Origin of the sequence: Pseudomonas sp. ArH3a, assembly GCF_022648765.1 — a bacterium.
In the GTDB taxonomy this organism is placed as follows: domain Bacteria; phylum Pseudomonadota; class Gammaproteobacteria; order Pseudomonadales; family Pseudomonadaceae; genus Aquipseudomonas.
This window is the reverse complement of sequence record NZ_CP080330.1, coordinates 2,338,851-2,357,594: the sequence shown is the minus strand read 5'-3', so window position 1 is coordinate 2,357,594 and position 18,744 is coordinate 2,338,851. Positions and strand designations below refer to the sequence as shown.

At 59.5% G+C, this 18,744-nt stretch carries 17 protein-coding genes and 2 pseudogenes; 6 read left to right on the top strand and 13 right to left on the bottom strand.

Annotation, left to right across the window (positions count from 1 at the left end; translation table 11 throughout):
- Positions 1 to 11: 11 nt before the first annotated feature.
- Genes sdhA through sdhC form a run of 3 tightly spaced genes read right to left on the bottom strand, consistent with a single transcriptional unit; the run spans position 12 to position 2,536 of the window.
- On the bottom strand, positions 12 to 1,784 hold the full coding sequence (sdhA, locus tag K0P33_RS10780) for a succinate dehydrogenase flavoprotein subunit (protein ID WP_094950715.1): 1,773 nt from the start codon (positions 1,782 to 1,784) through the stop codon (positions 12 to 14).
- A 3-nt stretch (positions 1,785 to 1,787) separates the two neighbouring features.
- Positions 1,788 to 2,156 carry a succinate dehydrogenase, hydrophobic membrane anchor protein gene (gene sdhD / locus K0P33_RS10775; RefSeq protein ID WP_003172805.1) on the bottom strand — a complete coding sequence of 123 codons (369 nt, stop codon included), beginning with the start codon at positions 2,154 to 2,156 and terminating at the stop codon, positions 1,788 to 1,790.
- A complete protein-coding gene (sdhC, locus tag K0P33_RS10770) occupies positions 2,150 to 2,536 on the bottom strand; it encodes a succinate dehydrogenase, cytochrome b556 subunit (RefSeq protein WP_094950716.1) in 387 nt (128 codons plus the stop codon). Before sdhC ends, sdhD begins: the two co-directional genes overlap by 7 nt.
- Positions 2,537 to 2,887: 351 nt before the next feature.
- Between sdhC and gltA the strand changes: the two genes are divergently transcribed.
- Positions 2,888 to 4,177 carry a citrate synthase gene (gene gltA, locus K0P33_RS10765; RefSeq protein WP_094950717.1) on the top strand — a complete coding sequence of 430 codons (1,290 nt, stop codon included), beginning with the start codon at positions 2,888 to 2,890 and terminating at the stop codon, positions 4,175 to 4,177.
- A gap of 248 nt (positions 4,178 to 4,425) precedes the next feature.
- Here the strand turns inward: gltA and K0P33_RS10760 are convergent, their stop codons facing one another.
- The 3 genes from K0P33_RS10760 to K0P33_RS10750 all read right to left on the bottom strand — a co-directional run bounded on the left by K0P33_RS10760 (position 4,426) and on the right by K0P33_RS10750 (position 7,461).
- Positions 4,426 to 6,084 (bottom strand): cation acetate symporter, encoded by a 1,659-nt coding sequence (locus K0P33_RS10760; protein WP_242155185.1) that lies wholly within the window; start codon positions 6,082 to 6,084, stop codon positions 4,426 to 4,428.
- The gene (locus K0P33_RS10755) at positions 6,081 to 6,392 is read right to left on the bottom strand and encodes a DUF485 domain-containing protein (RefSeq protein ID WP_094950719.1); all 312 of its coding nucleotides are present in this window, start codon (positions 6,390 to 6,392) and stop codon (positions 6,081 to 6,083) included. Before K0P33_RS10755 ends, K0P33_RS10760 begins: the two co-directional genes overlap by 4 nt.
- A gap of 217 nt (positions 6,393 to 6,609) precedes the next feature.
- Positions 6,610 to 7,461: a glycine betaine ABC transporter substrate-binding protein gene (locus K0P33_RS10750; RefSeq protein WP_094950720.1), complete on the bottom strand. Its 852-nt coding sequence runs from the start codon at positions 7,459 to 7,461 to the stop codon at positions 6,610 to 6,612.
- A gap of 332 nt (positions 7,462 to 7,793) precedes the next feature.
- On the opposite strand from K0P33_RS10750, the gene K0P33_RS10745 reads away from it, so the two are divergent.
- Positions 7,794 to 9,347 (top strand): glycosyl hydrolase family 17 protein, encoded by a 1,554-nt coding sequence (locus K0P33_RS10745; protein WP_094950721.1) that lies wholly within the window; start codon positions 7,794 to 7,796, stop codon positions 9,345 to 9,347.
- 104 nt (positions 9,348 to 9,451) lie between these two features.
- Here K0P33_RS10745 and K0P33_RS10740 read toward each other — a convergent pair whose 3' ends face one another.
- The gene (locus K0P33_RS10740; RefSeq protein ID WP_094950722.1) at positions 9,452 to 9,820 is read right to left on the bottom strand and encodes a hypothetical protein; all 369 of its coding nucleotides are present in this window, start codon (positions 9,818 to 9,820) and stop codon (positions 9,452 to 9,454) included.
- A 236-nt stretch (positions 9,821 to 10,056) separates the two neighbouring features.
- On the opposite strand from K0P33_RS10740, the gene K0P33_RS10735 reads away from it, so the two are divergent.
- A complete protein-coding gene (locus tag K0P33_RS10735; RefSeq protein WP_094950723.1) occupies positions 10,057 to 11,355 on the top strand; it encodes a serine/threonine protein kinase in 1,299 nt (432 codons plus the stop codon).
- A complete protein-coding gene (locus K0P33_RS10730) occupies positions 11,348 to 12,136 on the top strand; it encodes a VacJ family lipoprotein (protein WP_094950724.1) in 789 nt (262 codons plus the stop codon). Before K0P33_RS10735 ends, K0P33_RS10730 begins: the two co-directional genes overlap by 8 nt.
- Positions 12,137 to 12,200: 64 nt before the next feature.
- On the opposite strand, the gene K0P33_RS10725 is transcribed toward K0P33_RS10730, so the two are convergent.
- From K0P33_RS10725 to K0P33_RS10705, 5 genes and pseudogenes are all read right to left on the bottom strand, one after another.
- Positions 12,201 to 12,569, bottom strand: coding sequence for a DUF805 domain-containing protein (locus K0P33_RS10725; protein WP_242155184.1), 369 nt, complete (start codon positions 12,567 to 12,569; stop codon positions 12,201 to 12,203).
- 195 nt (positions 12,570 to 12,764) lie between these two features.
- Positions 12,765 to 14,744 (bottom strand): FUSC family protein, encoded by a 1,980-nt coding sequence (locus K0P33_RS10720; RefSeq protein ID WP_242155181.1) that lies wholly within the window; start codon positions 14,742 to 14,744, stop codon positions 12,765 to 12,767.
- A gap of 65 nt (positions 14,745 to 14,809) precedes the next feature.
- Complete coding sequence (locus K0P33_RS10715) at positions 14,810 to 15,715, bottom strand: DUF808 domain-containing protein (protein WP_242155180.1); 906 nt, start codon at positions 15,713 to 15,715, stop codon at positions 14,810 to 14,812.
- A gap of 218 nt (positions 15,716 to 15,933) precedes the next feature.
- Positions 15,934 to 16,348, bottom strand: a pseudogene (locus tag K0P33_RS10710) (TolC family protein); the annotation flags it as partial.
- 12 nt (positions 16,349 to 16,360) lie between these two features.
- Positions 16,361 to 16,552, bottom strand: a pseudogene (locus K0P33_RS10705) (efflux RND transporter permease subunit); the annotation flags it as partial.
- A gap of 352 nt (positions 16,553 to 16,904) precedes the next feature.
- On the opposite strand from K0P33_RS10705, the gene K0P33_RS10700 reads away from it, so the two are divergent.
- The gene (locus tag K0P33_RS10700; protein WP_083359383.1) at positions 16,905 to 17,510 is read left to right on the top strand and encodes a TetR/AcrR family transcriptional regulator; all 606 of its coding nucleotides are present in this window, start codon (positions 16,905 to 16,907) and stop codon (positions 17,508 to 17,510) included.
- A gap of 207 nt (positions 17,511 to 17,717) precedes the next feature.
- Positions 17,718 to 18,176 (top strand): transposase, encoded by a 459-nt coding sequence (locus tag K0P33_RS10695; protein ID WP_094950728.1) that lies wholly within the window; start codon positions 17,718 to 17,720, stop codon positions 18,174 to 18,176.
- A gap of 117 nt (positions 18,177 to 18,293) precedes the next feature.
- Here the strand turns inward: K0P33_RS10695 and K0P33_RS10690 are convergent, their stop codons facing one another.
- Positions 18,294 to 18,734, bottom strand: a complete 441-nt coding sequence (locus K0P33_RS10690; RefSeq protein WP_094950729.1) for a heme-binding protein — start codon at positions 18,732 to 18,734, stop codon at positions 18,294 to 18,296.
- Positions 18,735 to 18,744: the final 10 nt, after the last annotated feature.

Genomic DNA, 18,744 nt, shown 5'->3' with positions numbered 1-18,744 from the left:
GGCAGCCACCCTTAGTAAGTCCGAATCTTCGGTTCAAAGGTCGGAACTGTCTTCGGCGAGAAGTTCACGGCACGCTTGGTTACGCGCTTGTCACCCGGGAAGTACAGGGTGTGGCACAACCAGTTTTCGTCGTCGCGATCTTCAAAGTCTTCACGAGCGTGAGCACCACGGGATTCTTTACGAACCTCGGCGGCGATCGCAGTCGCTTCAGCCACTTCCAACAGGTTTTGCAGCTCAAGGGCTTCGATACGAGCGGTGTTGAACGCCTGGCTCTTATCGTTGATCTTGACGTTGGCGATGCGCGTACGCAGGTCAGCCAACTGGGCAATACCCTTCTGCATGTATTCGCCGGTACGGAATACACCGAAGTAGTTCTGCATGCAGTTTTGCAGCTCGCGACGCAGGGTTGCTACGTCTTCGCCATCAGTGCGCTCGTTCAGAGCGTTCAGACGCGCCAGGGCAGCTTCGATATTGGCGTCGGTAGCGTCATCGTATTCGATGCCGTCGGTCAGTGCCTTCTCGAGGTGCAGGCCGGCCGCGCGGCCGAATACCACCAGGTCGAGCAGCGAGTTACCGCCCAGGCGGTTGGCGCCGTGAACCGATACGCAGGCCACTTCGCCTACCGCGAACAGACCATGAATGATCTCGTCCACGCCTTCGGCGTTCTGGGTGATCGCCTGGCCATGAATGTTGGTCGGCACGCCGCCCATCATATAGTGGCAAGTTGGAACAACCGGAACCGGAGCAACCACCGGGTCAACGTGTGCAAAGGTCTTGGACAGCTCACAGATACCTGGCAGGCGGCTGTGCAGGACTTCTTCGCCCAGGTGATCGAGCTTCAGCAGTACGTGGTCGCCGTTCGGGCCACAGCCGTTGCCGGCGATGATTTCTTTAACCATCGAACGGGCCACAACGTCACGACCGGCAAGGTCTTTCGCGTTCGGAGCATAACGCTCCATGAAACGCTCGCCGTGCTTGTTGATCAGGTAACCACCTTCACCACGGCAACCTTCTGTAACCAGTACACCGGCACCGGCGATACCGGTCGGGTGGAACTGCCACATTTCGATGTCTTGTACCGGAACGCCTGCACGCAGGGCCATGCCGACGCCGTCACCGGTGTTGATCAGGGCATTGGTGGTCGATGCGTAGATACGACCTGCACCGCCGGTCGCCAGTACAGTAGCCTTGGCGCGGATGTAGGTGGTCTCACCGGTTTCGATGCAGATCGCGATCACACCGACGAACTCGCCTTGTGCGTTCTTGACCAGGTCAACCGCGTAGTACTCGTTCAGGAACGTGGTGCCAGCTTTCAGGTTGCCCTGATAAAGCGTGTGCAGCAGCGCGTGACCGGTACGGTCGGACGCAGCGCAAGTACGCGCAGCCTGGCCGCCCTTACCGTAATCCTTCGACTGGCCGCCGAATGGACGCTGGTAGATACGACCTTGCTCGGTACGCGAGAACGGCAGACCCATGTGGTCCAGCTCGAACACAGCGGCCGGGCCTTCTTGACACATGTATTCGATAGCGTCCTGGTCACCGATGTAGTCGGAACCTTTGACGGTATCGTACATATGCCAGCGCCAGTCATCGTTCGGGTCAGCGGACGCGATGGCGCAGGTGATGCCACCCTGGGCCGATACGGTGTGGGAACGCGTTGGGAACACCTTGGTGATCACGGCAGTCTTGTGACCGCCCTGGGCCAGCTGCAGCGCAGCGCGCATGCCAGCACCGCCGCCACCAATAATGATGGCGTCGAAGGAAATAGTTGGAATGTTAGCCATGACTCAGATACCCCAAAGAATCTGCACACCCCAGACGAAGTAAGCGAACATCGCGACGCCGCATACTGCCTGGAAGAGGAAACGGACTGCAGTCGCGGACTTGCCCAGCGCCATCGGCGTCAGGTAGTCGGTCGCGATGGTCCACATGCCGACCCAGGCGTGTGCGCCCAGGGCTACAAGTGCCAGCAGACTGAAGATTCGCATCGCATTGTGGGAAAACAGGCCGTGCCATTGTTCATAGCCAATGCCCGGGTTTGCGACGAGGTATCCGATCAGGAAAATGAAATAAGCCGCGAGAACGACCGCAGACACACGCTGCGCCATCCAGTCATAGAGGCCCGAACGCGAAAGGTTCGTAACGCTGGTTACCATATCCAAACTCCTGCCAGAACGATCAGCACCACGGAAATGGCGATGATGATTTTCGAGCCCAGGCGGCCGCCTTCCAGCGTCTCACCGATGCCCATATCCATGATCAAGTGGCGCACGCCGGCTACCAGATGATAAAGCAGAGCGGACAGGAGGCCCCATGCTACGAACTTGGCCAGCGGGCTGGTCAAGCATGCCTTCACCTCGGCGTAACCTTCCTCGGAACCCAGGGATTTGCTCAATGCATAAAGCATGATGCCCAAGCCCAGGAACAGGATGATGCCGGAAACACGGTGCAGGAACGACGTAACGCCGGTGATGGGGAGTTTGATGGTCCTTAGGTCTAGGTTTACAGGTCGTTGGCTATTCACGGCTTTTTTCACACTTAAGAGCCCCTAACAATCAGGGCAAAGTTGTCGGGGAGTGCACTGGTCAGGTAAGCACCACCCAGGGAGTGCGACCCCCAATGAAAGCAAGCCCAAAAGCCCTTGGCGGTCGGTGGCCGAGTATAGACAGTTAGGCTACTAATGACAACGCGCACACCTCACCCTAATAGCTGATTGCGCTGGCGGTATAAAAGGCGTAAATGGCAGTCAATTTCGACGAAAAAGTACGGTTAAAGCCTTCTGGAGCAAGACTTTAGGCAAATTGACATCTGAATTTATCTCACTATAGTGGTGCGGGCCCTGCGTGGGGGGTCTGTCTGATGATTTGAAGCATAAATAGGAGGCCACATGGCTGACAAAAAAGCGCAGTTGATCATCGAGGGCGCAGCCCCCGTCGAGCTGCCCATTTTAACCGGCACCGTTGGTCCCGATGTTATCGACGTACGGGGCCTGACGGCCACGGGCCGTTTCACTTTCGACCCAGGCTTCATGTCGACCGCCTCTTGCGAGTCGAAGATCACCTATATCGACGGCGACAATGGCATTCTGCTGCACCGGGGCTACCCGATCGAGCAACTGGCTGAGAAGTCGGACTACCTGGAAACCTGCTACCTGCTGCTAAATGGCGAATTGCCAACGCCTGCGCAAAAAGCCCAGTTCGTCAGCACTGTAAAGAACCACACCATGGTTCACGAGCAGTTGAAGACCTTCTTCAACGGCTTCCGTCGCGACGCCCACCCGATGGCCGTCATGTGCGGCGTGGTCGGCGCCCTGTCGGCCTTCTATCACGACTCCCTGGACATCAATAACCCGCAGCATCGCGAAATTTCCGCGATCCGCCTGGTTGCCAAGATGCCGACCCTGGCCGCAATGGTTTACAAGTACTCCATGGGCCAACCCATGATGTACCCGCGCAACGACCTGACGTACGCGGAAAACTTCCTGCACATGATGTTCAACACCCCGTGCGAGATCAAACCGATCAGCCCGGTGCTGGCCAAGGCAATGGACCGGATCTTCATCCTCCACGCCGACCACGAGCAAAACGCCTCCACCTCTACCGTACGTCTGGCAGGCTCTTCGGGTGCCAACCCGTTCGCCTGTATCGCCGCCGGTATCGCCGCACTGTGGGGCCCTGCCCACGGCGGTGCGAACGAAGCCGTATTGACCATGCTCGATGAAATCGGCGATGTCTCGAACATCGACACGTTCATCGCCAAGGCCAAGGACAAGAACGATCCGTTTAAGCTGATGGGCTTCGGTCACCGGGTTTACAAAAACCGCGACCCACGCGCTACCGTCATGAAGCAGACCTGCGACGAAGTACTGAAAGAACTGGGCATCAACAACGATCCGCAACTCGAACTGGCCATGCGCCTGGAAGAGATCGCCCTGACCGACCCGTACTTCATCGAACGCTCGCTGTACCCGAACGTCGACTTCTACTCGGGGATCATCCTCAAGGCGATCGGCATTCCAACCAGCATGTTCACCGTGATCTTCGCCCTGGCGCGGACCGTGGGCTGGATCTCCCACTGGAAAGAAATGCTCTCCAGCCCGTACAAGATTGGCCGCCCGCGCCAGCTGTACACCGGCTACGAGTCGCGTGACATCACCAAGCTGGAAGATCGCAAGTAAGCCATCAACCGCTTAGTTGCACTGAAAACGGCCTCCCTAGTGGAGGCCGTTTTTGTTTGTGTCGCCTGTGCAGTCGCCCTCGCAGGCAAGCCAGCTCCCACTTTTGACTGCATTCCAAGGGGTGTACTCGGCCGAATGTGGAAGCTGGCTTGCCTGCGATAGCAATGGCCCAGCAACCCCATAACCACAGGCAAAAAAAAAATGCCCCGGCCTTTCGACCGGGGCATTTCTTTATCCAGCGACAACCCTTAGTGGTTAACCGCCCCACTCGCCCCCAGGCCAGTCTGCGAACGCACAAACTGCGGGAAATACAGCGCACGTTCTTTCTCTGCCGCCGCCGACTTGTCGGTGATGGAGAAGAACCAGATACCGACGAACGCAATGATCATCGAGAACAGCGCTGGGTATTCGTACGGGAAGATGGCTTTTTCGTGGTGCAGGATCGACACCCAGATGGTCGGGCCGAGGATCATCAGGCCGACGGCACTGATCAAGCCCAGCCAGCCGCCAATCATGGCGCCACGGGTGGTGAGGTTTTTCCAGTACATCGAAAGCAGCAGCACCGGGAAGTTACAGCTGGCGGCAATGGAGAACGCCAGGCCGACCATGAACGCAATGTTCTGGCTTTCGAACAGGATACCCAGGCCGATTGCCAGCACCGCCAGGGCGATGGTGGTGATCTTCGACACGCGAATCTCATCCTTCTCGTTGGCCTTGCCTTTCTTGATCACGCTGGCATACAGGTCGTGGGACACCGCCGAAGCACCGGCCAGGGTCAAACCGGCAACCACCGCGAGGATGGTGGCAAACGCCACGGCCGAGATGAAGCCCAGGAAGATACTGCCACCCACCGCATTGGCCAGGTGCACCGCCGCCATGTTGTTACCGCCGAGCAAGGCGCCTGCAGCATCCTTGAACGCCGGGTTGGTGCTGACCAGCAGGATCGCGCCGAAGCCGATGATAAAGGTCAGGATGTAGAAGTAGCCGATGAAGCCAGTGGCATACAGCACGCTCTTACGCGCTTCCTTGGCGTCGCTGACGGTGAAGAAGCGCATCAGGATGTGTGGCAGGCCCGCGGTACCGAACATCAGCGCCAGGCCTAAGGAGAATGCCGAGATCGGATCTTTCACCAGGCCGCCCGGGCTCATGATCGCTTCACCTTTAGGGTGAACCTTGATCGCCTCAGAGAACAGCATGTTGAAGTCGAAGTTGACGTGCTTCATCACCATCAGCGCCATGAACGAGGCACCGGACAGCAACAGCACCGCCTTGATGATCTGCACCCAGGTGGTTGCCAGCATGCCGCCGAACAACACATACATGCACATCAGGATGCCCACCAGGATCACCGCCACATGGTAATCGAGGCCGAACAGCAGCTGGATCAGCTTGCCCGCGCCGACCATCTGCGCGATCAAGTAGAACGCCACCACCACCAGCGAGCCACAGGCCGACAGGCTGCGGATCTGGGTTTGCCCCAAGCGATAGGACGCTACGTCAGCAAAGGTGTACTTGCCCAGGTTACGCAGGCGCTCGGCGATCAGGAACAGAATGATCGGCCAGCCCACCAGGAAGCCGATCGAGTAGATCAGGCCATCGTAACCGGAGGTGAACACCAGCGCGGAAATGCCCAGAAAGGACGCCGCCGACATATAGTCGCCCGCAATCGCCAGGCCGTTCTGGAAACCGGTGATCTTGCCGCCGGCTGCATAGTAGTCGGCCGCCGACTTGTTGCGTTTGGACGCCCAGTAGGTGATGCACAACGTCGCGCCGACAAACGCCACGAACATCAGGATCGCTGCAATATTCAGCGGTTGTTTGTGCACTTCACCGGTCAATGCATCCGCCGCCCAAACAGCTGGAGCAAACAGCGAAACGCCGGATACAGCCAATAGACGACGGATCATTGCGCAGCCTCCTTGAGAATCGCATTGTTCAGGTCGTCGAATTCGCCGTTGGCGCGTCGCACATAGATAGCGGTGAGGACAAAGGCCGAGATAATCAGCCCGACCCCGATGGGGATGCCCCAGGTGATGGATGAGCCGGGGCTGAGTTTGGCCCCCAGTATGTGTGGCCCGTAGGCGATCAACAGAATGAATCCGGAGTACAGCCCTAGCATGATCGCCGAGAGAATCCAGGCGAACCTTTCCCTTTTTCTCACCAGCTCCTTGAAACGCGGGCTGTTTTGAATCGAGAGGTAAATGCTGTCGTTCATTGTTTTTATCCTCGCAGCACAGCTTTTTTATTATTGGAACGTATCCACTGTATGCGGCTGCAGAACAGGTTCCAGACGACCTTAGTATTAGAACGACATTAGGGTTCGCGCCAACTTTGAACTGATTAAAGTGACAGCCTTTACCCCAGAAACGACAAAACCCGCCGGGCGAGAACGCCAGGCGGGCTTGCAAGGTGCTATTTAGACGCTTCGGGTGTTATTTACCGATCCACTCAGCCACACGCTCAGGGTGCTTGGCAACCCAGTCCTTGGCCGCTGCTTCAGGCTTGGCGCCCTCTTGAATCGCGAGCATGACTTCGCCGATTTCATCCTTGGAGGCCCACTGGAATTTCTTCAGGAAAGCGGCAACTTCCGGCGCTTTCTTCTCCAGGCCCTTGCTGCCGATGCTGTTGACGGTTTCAGCAGCACCATAAATCCCTTTTGGATCGTCCAGGAAACGCAGTTTCCACTTGGCGAACATCCAATGCGGCACCCAACCGGTCACCGCAATGGAATCCTGCTTGTCTTCGGCACGGGTCAGCTCGGCGATCATCGCGGCGCCCGAGCTGGCTTGCAGCTTGTAGTCCAGGCCATAGGCCTTGATGGCTTCGTCGGTCTTGAGCATCACGCCTGAGCCTGCGTCAATGCCGACGATCTTGTTCTTAAAGGTGGTGTCGGTCTTGAGGTCTTCGATGGACTTGGCCTTGACGTACTCCGGCACGATCAGGCCAATTTTTGCATCCTTGAAGTTGGGGCCGTAGTCGACCACCTTGTCCTTGTTCTTGGCCCAGTACTCACCGTGGGTCACGGGCAGCCAGGCAGAGAGCATGGCGTCGAGCTTGCCGGTGGCCACGCCCTGCCACATGATCCCGGTGGCGACGGCTTGCAGTTTCACGTCATAGCCGAGCTTTTCCTTGATCACTTCTGCCGCCACGTGAGTGGTGGCAACGCTGTCGGACCAGCCGTCTACATAGCCGATGCTCAGGGTTTTGCTGTCGGCGCTGGCCAGTGTGGAGCCCATCGCAACTACCAGAGTGGCAGCTGCGCCCAAGAGTCGTCGCATCTTCATAGTACTTCCCCGAAAGTGCTGCGCCCGGCGGATGCCGAGCGACGTCAACCTGTTGTTATGTGGTGCACCGCGCCCCCTTCACGCGCATCGATCCGACGGCGGCGACATCAGTGGAGTGCTGACGCTTCGATCATCAACCTGACGGGGCCTTGGACCTGCTCTGACTGCGACCTCAGGTAAGCAGGAAACGACATCACATCGCCAGCAGGACGATTTGTAGGACATCGCAACAAAATCCCGCCCGAACTTTGCATGTCTAAATTATGCAGCCCCACTGGGACGGGCTAATTCCGGGTAAGATGCGCGCCTTTGCTCCTCCAGATAAGCCGACCATGCCCGCGACTGCCCGCTTCCCTGCCCTGCCCTATTTCTTCGCCTTAATCCTCGGCGTGCTCGCCCTTGTCGGCTATTGGTACGGCCTCGGCCGGCCAGTGGTGTTGCCGGACGTGGCCAGCGCCAGCCACAAAATGCAATGTGCCTCCTACACGCCGTTCGACAAAGACCAATCGCCGTTCGATCAGCCGTTCACGCTGCGCCCCGAGCGCATGGACGCCGACCTGGCGCTGCTGGCCACCCGCTTCGAGTGCATCCGCACCTACTCCATGACCGGCTTGGAAGCCCTGCCGGGCATGGCGCGCAAGCACGGGCTGAAGGTGATGGCCGGCGCCTGGGTCAGCAGTGACCCGGTGGCCACCGAAACAGAAGTCGACGAGTTGATCGCGGCGGCCAACGCCAACCCCGATGTGATCACCTCGGTCATCGTCGGCAACGAAGCCCTGCTGCGCAAGGAAGTCACCGCCAAGCAGTTGGTGACGCTGATCCATAAAGTCAAAAGCCAGATAAAGCAGCCAGTCACCTATGCCGACGTGTGGGAGTTCTGGCTGCAACACCCGCAAATCGCCCCGGCGGTAGACTTCCTGACCATTCACCTGCTGCCGTACTGGGAAGATGACCCATCGGGGATCGACCAGGCGCTCAAACACGTAGGTGATGTACGCCAGACCTTCGGCCACAAGTTCGCGCCCAAAGACGTGCTGATCGGCGAGACCGGCTGGCCCAGTGAAGGCCGCCAGCGTGAAACCGCGGTGCCTAGCCGGGTCAACGAGGCCAAGTTCATGCGCGGCTTTGTGGCGATGGCCGAGGCCAATGGCTGGCGCTACAACCTGATCGAAGCCTTTGACCAACCGTGGAAACGCGCCAGTGAAGGCGCCGTCGGCGGTTATTGGGGGCTGTTTGATGCCGATCGCCAGGACAAGGGCATCCTTGCCGGGCCGGTGACCAATGTGCCGTACTGGCCGCTATGGCTGGGCGTGGGCGGGATTATCCTGCTGGGCACCCTGGCACTCGGCGGGCGCGTTCGCAGTACTCGCGCCGCACTCATGCTGCCATTGCTCGGCGCCGTGGCAGCCTGCTCCATCGGCACCTGGGCCGAACTGACCCGCGTGACCGCGCGCTTCAACGATGAATGGGTGTGGGCAGGCTTGCTGGTGGTGTTGAACCTGCTGGTGTTGGCCCATGCCGCGCTGATACTGAGCGCCCGCGAAGGTTGGCGCGAGCAGGCCTTCAACTGGCTGGAGCGACGCGCGGGCTGGCTGCTGGCAATCGCCGGGTTCGCCGGTGCGGTGATGATGTTGGCGCTGGTGTTTGACCCGCGTTATCGCAGCTTCCCAAGTGCGGCACTGGTGCTGCCGGCCTTGGTTTACCTGATTCGCCCGGTGACTGGGCCGCGTCGGGAGATTGCGCTGCTGGCCTTTATCATCGGTGCCGGCATCGCGCCGCAACTGTATCGCGAAGGGTTGCTGAACCAGCAGGCGTGGGGTTGGGCGGTGGTCAGCGTGCTGATGGTTGTAGCGTTGTGGCGTTGCTTGCGGGTGCGCAAGGCTTAAGACCGCTATCGCAGCGTTGCGACGACTCGGCAAGCCAACTCCCACATTTGATTGTGTTCACACCGTCAAAATGTGGGAGCGGGCTTGCCCGCGATGAGGCCCTATCAGGCAGCCCGAGGCTTCCTGACCAACCGCAGCCCCGCAATCACCACCGCAAACACCGCAAACGTAGTGTTGTACAACGCCAGCGCGGGAAACCCGAACACCAGCCCCAGTACCGCTAACCCCCATCCCAAACGGCCCGGCACAAAGAACGCCAGCACCGACGCAACCAGCGCCGCCCAGCCCAGCACCTTGAAGTGGATCATCAGCCCCAAGTTCGAACGCAGCTGGCATTCCCAACGGCTGGCCTCATCGGCGCAGATGCCAACCCACTGGCCATCCTCCATAAAACCGTAACGTGCGCCATAACTGGCGGCCAGCCATAACGGCAAGGCAATAAGCAGCAAAATCAACGGCAGACGGCGGGACATGGAGCACTCCGATAGGCAAAAACGGCGCTCAGCTTAATGCGCCTGCGGCCGTTAGCAAGGCGCATACACACAATTAGTGTCCATCAACGCGTGGCAAAGTGTATCTTCTGGCTACTATTACCCCGATTCCGACGTTTTTTTCCGACTTTTCGTGCCGAACGCTGGCACTTCGGTGGCAACGCGGTGGTCATAGCCTGCGAACTTCATTCAGCACCTTTCCTCTTAGGGATTAAGTCATGCTCCGTTCCTTGCGCTGCGCTGCCTTTCTGGGCAGCCTATTTTTGAGTGCGTCAGCACTGGCCGTCGATATCGACCAGGCCAGCTATGGCTACCCTTTGACCAACCCGTTCGAAGCGACCATCGCCACCACGCCGCCTGACCTGCGGCCTAAACTGCCGAGCGACGACGAGATCAACCAGTCCGACTACACGCTGAACATGCGCCCCGAGCGCGAGTTCAGCCTGCCGGACAACTTCTGGGCGGTGAAGAAACTCACCTACCGCATCGCCAAGCAAGACCGCGCCGCGCCGCTGATCTTCCTGATCGCAGGCACCGGTGCGCGGTTTGACAGCAGCATCAACGAATACCTGAAAAAGCTCTATTACCAGGCCGGCTACCACGTGGTGCAGCTGTCGTCGCCGACCAGCTTCGACTTCATCAGCGCCGCCTCGCGCTTCGCCACGCCGGGTATCACCCAGGAAGACGCCGAAGACATGTACCGCGTCATGCAGGCCGTGCGCGCGCAAAACGCCTCGCTGCCGGTGACCGACTTTTACCTCACCGGCTACAGCCTGGGTGCCCTGGATGCGGCGTTTGTCAGCAAGCTCGACGAAACCCGTCGCAGCTTCAACTTCAAGAAAGTGCTGCTGCTCAACCCGCCAGTCAACCTCTACACCTCGATCACCAACCTCGACAAGCTGGTACAGACCGAGGTCAAGGGCATCAACAACACCACCACCTTCTATGAGCTGGTGTTGAGCAAACTGACCCGTTACTTCCAGCAAAAGGGCTACATCGACCTCAATGACGCCCTGCTCTACGACTTCCAGAACTCCAAGCAGCACCTGACCAACGAACAGATGGCGATGCTGATCGGCACCTCGTTCCGCTTCTCGGCGGCCGACATTGCCTTCACCTCGGACCTGATCAACCGTCGCGGCCTGATCATCCCGCCCAAATACCCGATCACCGAAGGCACCAGCCTCACGCCGTTCCTCAAGCGTGCGCTGCAATGCGACTTCGACTGCTACCTCACCGAACAAGTGATCCCGATGTGGCGCGCGCGCTCCGACGGCGGCAGCCTGCTGCAACTGGTTGACCAAGTGAGCCTGTATGCGCTCAAGGACTACCTGCACAGCAGCCCGAAAATCGCGGTCATGCACAACGCCGACGACGTGATCCTCGGCCCGGGCGACCTCGGCTTCCTGCGTAAAACCTTCGGCGATCGCTTGACCGTCTACCCGCTGGGCGGCCACTGCGGCAACCTCAATTACCGCGTCAACGCCGACGCCATGCTGGAGTTCTTCCGTGGCTAAATATCTTCTGCTGCTCGCCGCCCTGATGTGCGCGGGCGTCGCCAATGCCGACAACAGCAAGGCGCACGAACCGGTCAAGGTCGACTCTGACGGCTTCAAGGAGCCGCTGACCAAGCTCAAGTTCAACCCCGGCCTGGACCAGCGCGAGTTCGAGCGCTCATCGCTGACCGCGCTCAACGTGTACGACCCGCTGGAATCGTGGAACCGCCGCGTGTACCACTTCAACTACCGCTTCGACCAATGGGTGTTCCTGCCAGTGGTTGACGGCTACCGCTACGTCACACCGAGCTTCCTGCGCACCGGCGTGAGCAACTTCTTCAACAACCTGGGCGACGTGCCCAACCTGATGAACAGCCTGCTGCAACTCAAGGGCCATCGCTCCCTGGAAACCACCGGGCGCCTGCTGCTCAACACCACCATCGGCATCGCCGGCCTGTGGGACCCGGCCACCGCCATGGGCCTGCCGCGCCAGAGCGAAGACTTCGGCCAGACCCTGGGCTTCTACGGCGTACCCGGCGGCGCCTACGTTATGCTGCCGATCTTCGGCCCCTCGAACCTGCGCGACACCGCCGGCCTGATCGTCGACTACGGCGCCGAAACCCAGATCAACTTCCTCAACGTGTCCAAAGTCAGCGAAAACCACCCGGAAATCTGGGCCTTGCGCGCCGTCGACAAGCGCTACCAGACCAGCTTCCGCTACGGTCAGATGAACTCGCCGTTTGAGTATGAAAAGGTGCGCTACATTTATACAGAGTCGCGCAAGTTGCAGATCGCCGAGTAAACGTCCACAAAAAAGGCCATTCGATTGAATGGCCTTTTTTATTGCGCGGATTTTACTCACTTACTCAGCTAATATTTTTACCAGGAGGCTCACCGTAATCGTTCTCCCCCTTATCGCCTTGAGTGAACAACTGGATGGACACCATTATAAAACCAACAACCGGTATCAAAAACCACAGTGCATACGCCCCCGTGATGTTTACATCATGAAGCCTGCGGAATGTCACCGACACTGCGGGGGGGATCATCAATAACACGTACAAACCAAATGGGACGATAAACCACCGACTCGAAGAAACATTTGCCAGATACGCTACTAAAATAGCCCCCCAAACGATCATTATGTCCATCAATGCAAACGCCCAGTACTCGCGTCTACAGGCTCGCCCACTGAACTTGGCATAGTTTTTTATCGCTTGAAAACACCAGTTCATCCTTAACCCCTTAACGATCCACTTTTATCGTGCCGCTTCACATGAAGCAGCTCGACGCGTCCTATAAATGCCTGTAAATCCGAACTGTAGGATTCAGCTTAAACAGCTTTAAATCTGTACCAGAGAATGAATCAGCTATTCGTTGCTCGCTATGCCGTTCCACGCCTAGAACCCAGTGGTCGAATAGCTGCCCCGCTAACACCACTTCTGCCAGGTAAACCGCAACTGCAGCACCGCCGCCCGGGCCATCTCGCGATCCTGCTCGGCCAGCGCCAATGGCTGTTCGAGCGCTTCCAGTAACGCAGCGCTGGGCGCATCCAGCAACGACGCATTTGGCTTGCTCGGCCCACCTCGCTTGAGCGCCGCCGCCAACTGCCGTAAATACCCATCGCGTTCAATCGCCAGCAAGCCTTGGCTGTTCGATAGGCTTGCGCGCAGTTCCAGCAATTCATCGCCCAGGTCCAGCCCCAACAAGCCGTTGTCCCAATGGTGGCGGCGGTCGGCGGGCAAGGCTTCGCTGTAGCGCGACAGGCGAATCAAGCGATCGGCCATACGCCCGCCAAACCAGCTCTCGGCCTGCTCCAAAGGGCGCGATGTCAGCTGCGCCAGGTCAAACAACGAAGCCTTGAACATCCGCCGATAGTGGTGCTCGCCGGGGTTGAGCTGGATCAGCCGAAACACCACCACCGCAATCCCGACGCCCACTAGGGTTGCGATGGCCTTGTTCAGAAAGGCGGCGATGTCGTAGGTCATCAGGTTGCTCGGCCCGATGTTATTGACGAAGAAGATGCAGAACGCCGAAGCGGTGGCCGCAAGCTTCACCCGGCTCATGCACAGCGAAGCGAAAAACAGCGGCACACCCAACGCCAGGCAGAGCAACGGAAAACCATCAAACCCAGGCAGCAAAGCAAAACGTACAACGCCGGCCACCGGGATCGACAGCGCGATGCCCTTGAGAAAATTCAGGCTGGCGGCCGAAGGGTTTTCCCGCGCGGCAAACAGGCTCAGTACCACACCGCTGATCGACACCGCACCCAACCCCGACGGCCAGGCGGTAAACACCCAGAACGCCGCGACGGCCAAAAACGCCAATGCACTGCGTAACCCACCCAGCACGCCCTGCTCGATATCCCGATGCCAGGACATGGCCCCCGGCGCGCCGGGCGGCACCCTGCCCGCCTCAACGGCCGCCAGGGTCAGCTCGCCCAGCTTCACCCACCGCAGAACCTGGGCCAATTGCATCAGGCAAAAGTGCGCCTCTGGGCTCAAATCTGGGTCATCCAGCGCCAGCATGAGGCGACGGGACAATTCAGGCAGCGCCTCATGCCGCTCTTGCTGCAACGTCGCGGCCACCTCATCCACCCAAGGCGCAATGAGCGTCGTGTCCGGCAGCATCATCCGTTGACGGGCCACGCCTCGCGCTGCGCGCAGCAGGCCAAGCAGATCCCGACTGAGCACCCGCAACGCCTGGGAGCGGCGCCGCCCCTTGGGGCCTTCAAACCAGGCATGGTCGCGCTGGGCGTCCACCGCGACCAAGCGGCCCAGTGCCTCCAGCAAGCCCTTGCGCTGATCCGCCCCCAGCAGCTCCGAGGCTGCTGCGCGCATTCCCGCCTGCCAGGCGCCACGACCTTGAACCGCGAGGGTCTGCTCAACCCGGCGCGGCCATAAGATCGTGCTGGCGATCGTGGCGCAGAGGATCCCCAGGCTGATCTCCTGGCAGCGCGCCACTGCCTCATCGAACACGCCCAGCGGCGCGGCGGTCGCGGGCAAGGCAATAATGGCCGTGGTGTAGCCGGCCAGCACAAAGCCATAAGAGGCATGATTGCGCAGCAACGACGCCCCCGTGGTGCAAAACGCCAACCACAACGCCATGCACAGCAGGAACAGCAATGGCGCCTGACCGAACATGCCAATCATCGCGATGGAAGCCACGGCGCCCACAAACGTGCCCAGCAACCGATAGGCGCCCTTGGCCAGGACCATGCCGCTGGTGGACTGGCCGACGATAAACACCGTGGTCAGCGCCCATTGCGGCTGCTGCAAGTCAAAGCAAAAGGCCAGATACAACGCGACCCCGCCAGCGATCATGTTGCGCAAGGCAAACAGCAGATCGGTACGCGAGGGCGCCAGGGTGGCTTGCCAGAAGTCAGGCAGTTGAAACGCGGGAAGCTTCATTCAGCGAACACTTAGATAGCAAGCTAATGATTAGCATCGTATCTATATTCGCAGCGAATGCCAATCTAGCGTTTCACCGCACTCCACAGCTTGCCCACCAGCGAAACCACCGCCAGCACCACTGCCCCGGCGATAATCCCAGCCACCGCATTGAGCAGCGTCGGCATCAACCACGCCATCGCGCCGACACTCTGGCTTACCGTCTCGATCCAGTGGTACACCACCGGCACGCCATGGGTGAGAATCCCGCCGCCGACCATGAACATCGCCGCCGTGCCGATCACCGACAGGCTTTTCATCATGTAAGGCGCGGCGCGAAGAATCGCCCCACCGACGCTACGCGCCGCCTGGCCGGGCTTTTGCGTCAGCCACAGGCCCAGGTCATCGAGCTTGACGATACCGGCAACCAGGCCGTAAACGCCGATGGTCATCACAATGGCAATGCCCGACAACACGACCACTTGCTGCATCAGCGGCGCATCGGCCACAGTGCCCAGGGTGATGGCGATGATTTCCGCCGAGAGAATGAAGTCGGTACGGATCGCGCCCTTGATCTTGTCCTTCTCAAACGCCACCAGATCAGTCGCCGGGTCCGCCACCGCCTCGACCAGATGCGCCTGCTCCTCGGTGCGTTTGTGCAAAAACGTATGCGCGAGCTTTTCAAAGCCCTCGAAACACAGATAAGCGCCGCCCAACATCAACAACGGCGTGACCGCCCACGGTGCAAACGCACTGATCAACAGCGCCGCGGGCACCAGGATCAACTTGTTGAGAAACGAGCCCTTGGCCACCGCCCACACCACCGGAATTTCCCGCTCGGCACGAACCCCGGAGACCTGCTGGGCGTTAAGCGCCAAATCATCACCGAGCACCCCGGCGGTCTTTTTGGCAGCCATCTTGGTCATCAACGCCACATCGTCGAGGACGGCGGCGATGTCGTCGATCAGTACCAGCAAACTGCTTCCTGCCATGACGCGTTCATCCTGCGGTTAAAGTGCCGCGAATATAACGCGGCGACCGGGAGGGAATATAGGTCTCTCTACTGCACGGAGGATTGCTGTTGATCTGATTCGCCCCGTTAACCCCGCTGGCCGCACGCAGGTTTGAATCCGTGGGTAACCCGGCCAACCGACAGGCCGCCATCGCAGGCAAGCCAGCTCCCACAGTTGGATTACGATGTCTCAGCTAATCAGGGTGCCTGCCTGCCGCCGCCCAGGCTCTGAATCAGCGCGACACGGCCTTGGCTCAACTGCCTTGGGTGTCGCGCAAGTTTTGCTGGGCTTGCAGCAACTCCCACTGCTGAGTCAGCACCGCCCGGTACCCGCACGCAACTGCGCCTCCTGACTCCCTAACAACTGCTGATTGCGCTGGTACACCTGCTGGAAAGCATCCGCCTGGGTTTGCAGATGATTGATCGCCGACAAATTGTCCTCAACATTCTGCAACGCACTCAGCACCGTGCCCCGATAATTCGCCGCGATCTGGTCATAACTCGCCTCAGCCTGCTTGGCCGCCGCCTCCCGCGCACCGCCATCAACAGTCGTCTCCAACGCCGGGCCCAACGTCCAAATGCAGTTCGGCAACGAAAACAACCCACCCAGCGCGATGGACAGCGAGATCACGATCACCACCAGCAATATCGCCAGCCCCAGCTCGTACTGCACATCGGTAAACGAGGCGCGGATGGTCTGGGTGCGGTCGGTGAGCACCGCCACGCTCAAGGTGCCCGGCAGGCTCGCGCGTAACGTGGGCAGCCGTTGCTGCACGCGGTCGAGCACTTTGATCACGTTAGCACCGGGCTGGTACTGGCCTGCCTTTGTGGGCGCCGCCAAAGAAGTGCATGCCCAGGCCAATCGACAGCGCGACTAGCAACAACGCGCCTATGACTCAGGCGAACGTACGTGGCCTGCTTTTCTCCACGGTTTCTCACTCGAACGCCCAATACTGGACTGAACGGCGACCGTATTGGCCGCGTCGCTGATCCGAACTCTAGCAGCGCGCCCAGCCGGTGCCGGTACTACCATGAATACGTTCAGCATCCACACAGACAAAGTCAGCTGCAACGCCCGGCGTGCAAGGCTGCGCCTGCATTCTTGAGCGCTGCGTCAAGCCGGTGCTACCATGCGCAACCGCCTGTCTTGGCAAGGAAACTGCTGGTCTATGAGCACCATCCGCGAGCGCAATAAAGAAATGATCCTGCGGGCGGCGAGCGAGGAGTTTGCCGACAAGGGCTTCGCCGCGACCAAAACCAGCGACATCGCCGCCAAGGCCGGGCTGCCCAAGCCCAACGTTTACTACTACTTCAAGTCCAAGGACAACCTCTATCGCGAGGTGCTCGAGAGTATTATCGAGCCGATCCTGGCGGCGTCCACGCCGTTCAATCCCGACGGTGAGCCGGCGGTGGTGCTGAGCAATTACATCCGCTCGAAAATCCGCATCTCCCGCGACCTGCCGTTTGCCTCCAAAGTATTCGCCAGCGAAATCATGCACGGCGCGCCGCACCTGAGCAGCCAGCAGGTCGAGCAGCTGAACGCCCAGGCCAAGCACAACATCGACTGCATCCAGAGCTGGGTGGACCGTGGCCTGATCGCGGCCATTGACCCCAATCACCTGATGTTCAGCATCTGGGCGGCGACGCAGACGTATGCCGATTTTGATTGGCAGATATCGGCGGTAACCGGGAAAGCCAAGCTGGATGAGGCGGATTATGAAGCAGCGGCGCAGACGATTATTCGGTTGGTGTTGAAGGGGTGTGAGCCGGACTGATAGACCGTGGTGTGGCCATCGCAGGCAAGCCAGCTCCCACATTGGAATCTATGCCAGACACACTATGTATGAACACCGCAAAACCAATGTGGGAGCGGGCTTGCCCGCGATAGCGCCCTCCCAGACACATCCTGCCAAAAGCCTGCTAATCAACCCCAGCTTTCCACACCTAGCCTCTCAGAACACCATCTGAAGAGAGGCCATGGAATGCCTGATCTCCCCGCATCAAAACGACTGCGCATCGGTCGTTACAACGAATCCAACCGTATCTACTTGCTGACCAGCAACACCCTTGATCGCGAGCCCATTTTCCAGGACTTCAAGCTAGGCCGACTGGTGGTACAACAATTTCGAATCGCCCAGAACCAAGGCCTGGCGACATCCTTGGCATGGGTGGTCATGCCTGACCATTTCCACTGGCTTATCTCTCTGGAGAAAGGCTCCCTTTGCGACCTGATGCGCCAAGTAAAATCCAAAAGTACTCGAATCATTAATGGTGTTGCCGGTCGCCAAGGCCGTCTTTGGCAACCTGGCTTTCACGATCATGCCGTGCGCCGTGAGGAAAGCCTGGAGGGCATAGCTCGCTACATTGTGGCCAACCCATTGAGAGCAGGCCTGGTGAAGAAGTTTGGCGACTACCCGTTATGGGATGCGATCTGGCTTTGACTGTAGACCGAGTCGCCGCCATCGCGGGCAAGCCGGCTCCCACAGGGTTAGTGGTGTGCACACCGACCAATGTGGGAGCGGGCTTGCCCGCGATAGCAATCTACCTGTCACCGAAGGCTAGGCAGACACCCCTGCATCCGCCAACAACCCCACCCCCTCAATCGCCGTAATCGCACACTGTTCATCAATATCCGACGTATCCCCACTGATCCCAATCGCCCCCAGCACCGCACCCGCCTGATCCCGAATCAATACCCCGCCCGGCGCCGGCACCACGCTGCCCTGCCCCAGGCTGTTCAACGCCGCGATAAACGCCGGGCGCTGCTGGGCGTCCAGTGCCAGCAAACGTGAGCCCTTGCCCAGGGCAATCGCGCCCCAGGCCTTGCCGATGGCGATTTGCGGGCGTAGCAGGCTGGCGCCGTCTTCGCGTTGCAGGGTGACCAAGTGCCCGCCGCTGTCGAGCACTGCAATGGTCAGCGGTGCGGCTGAAATGGTTCGGCCTGCGTGAAGGGCCTGGCTGGCCAGTTGGGTGGCGAGTTTCAAGGTTAAAGCGCTCATGGTGCCGTCC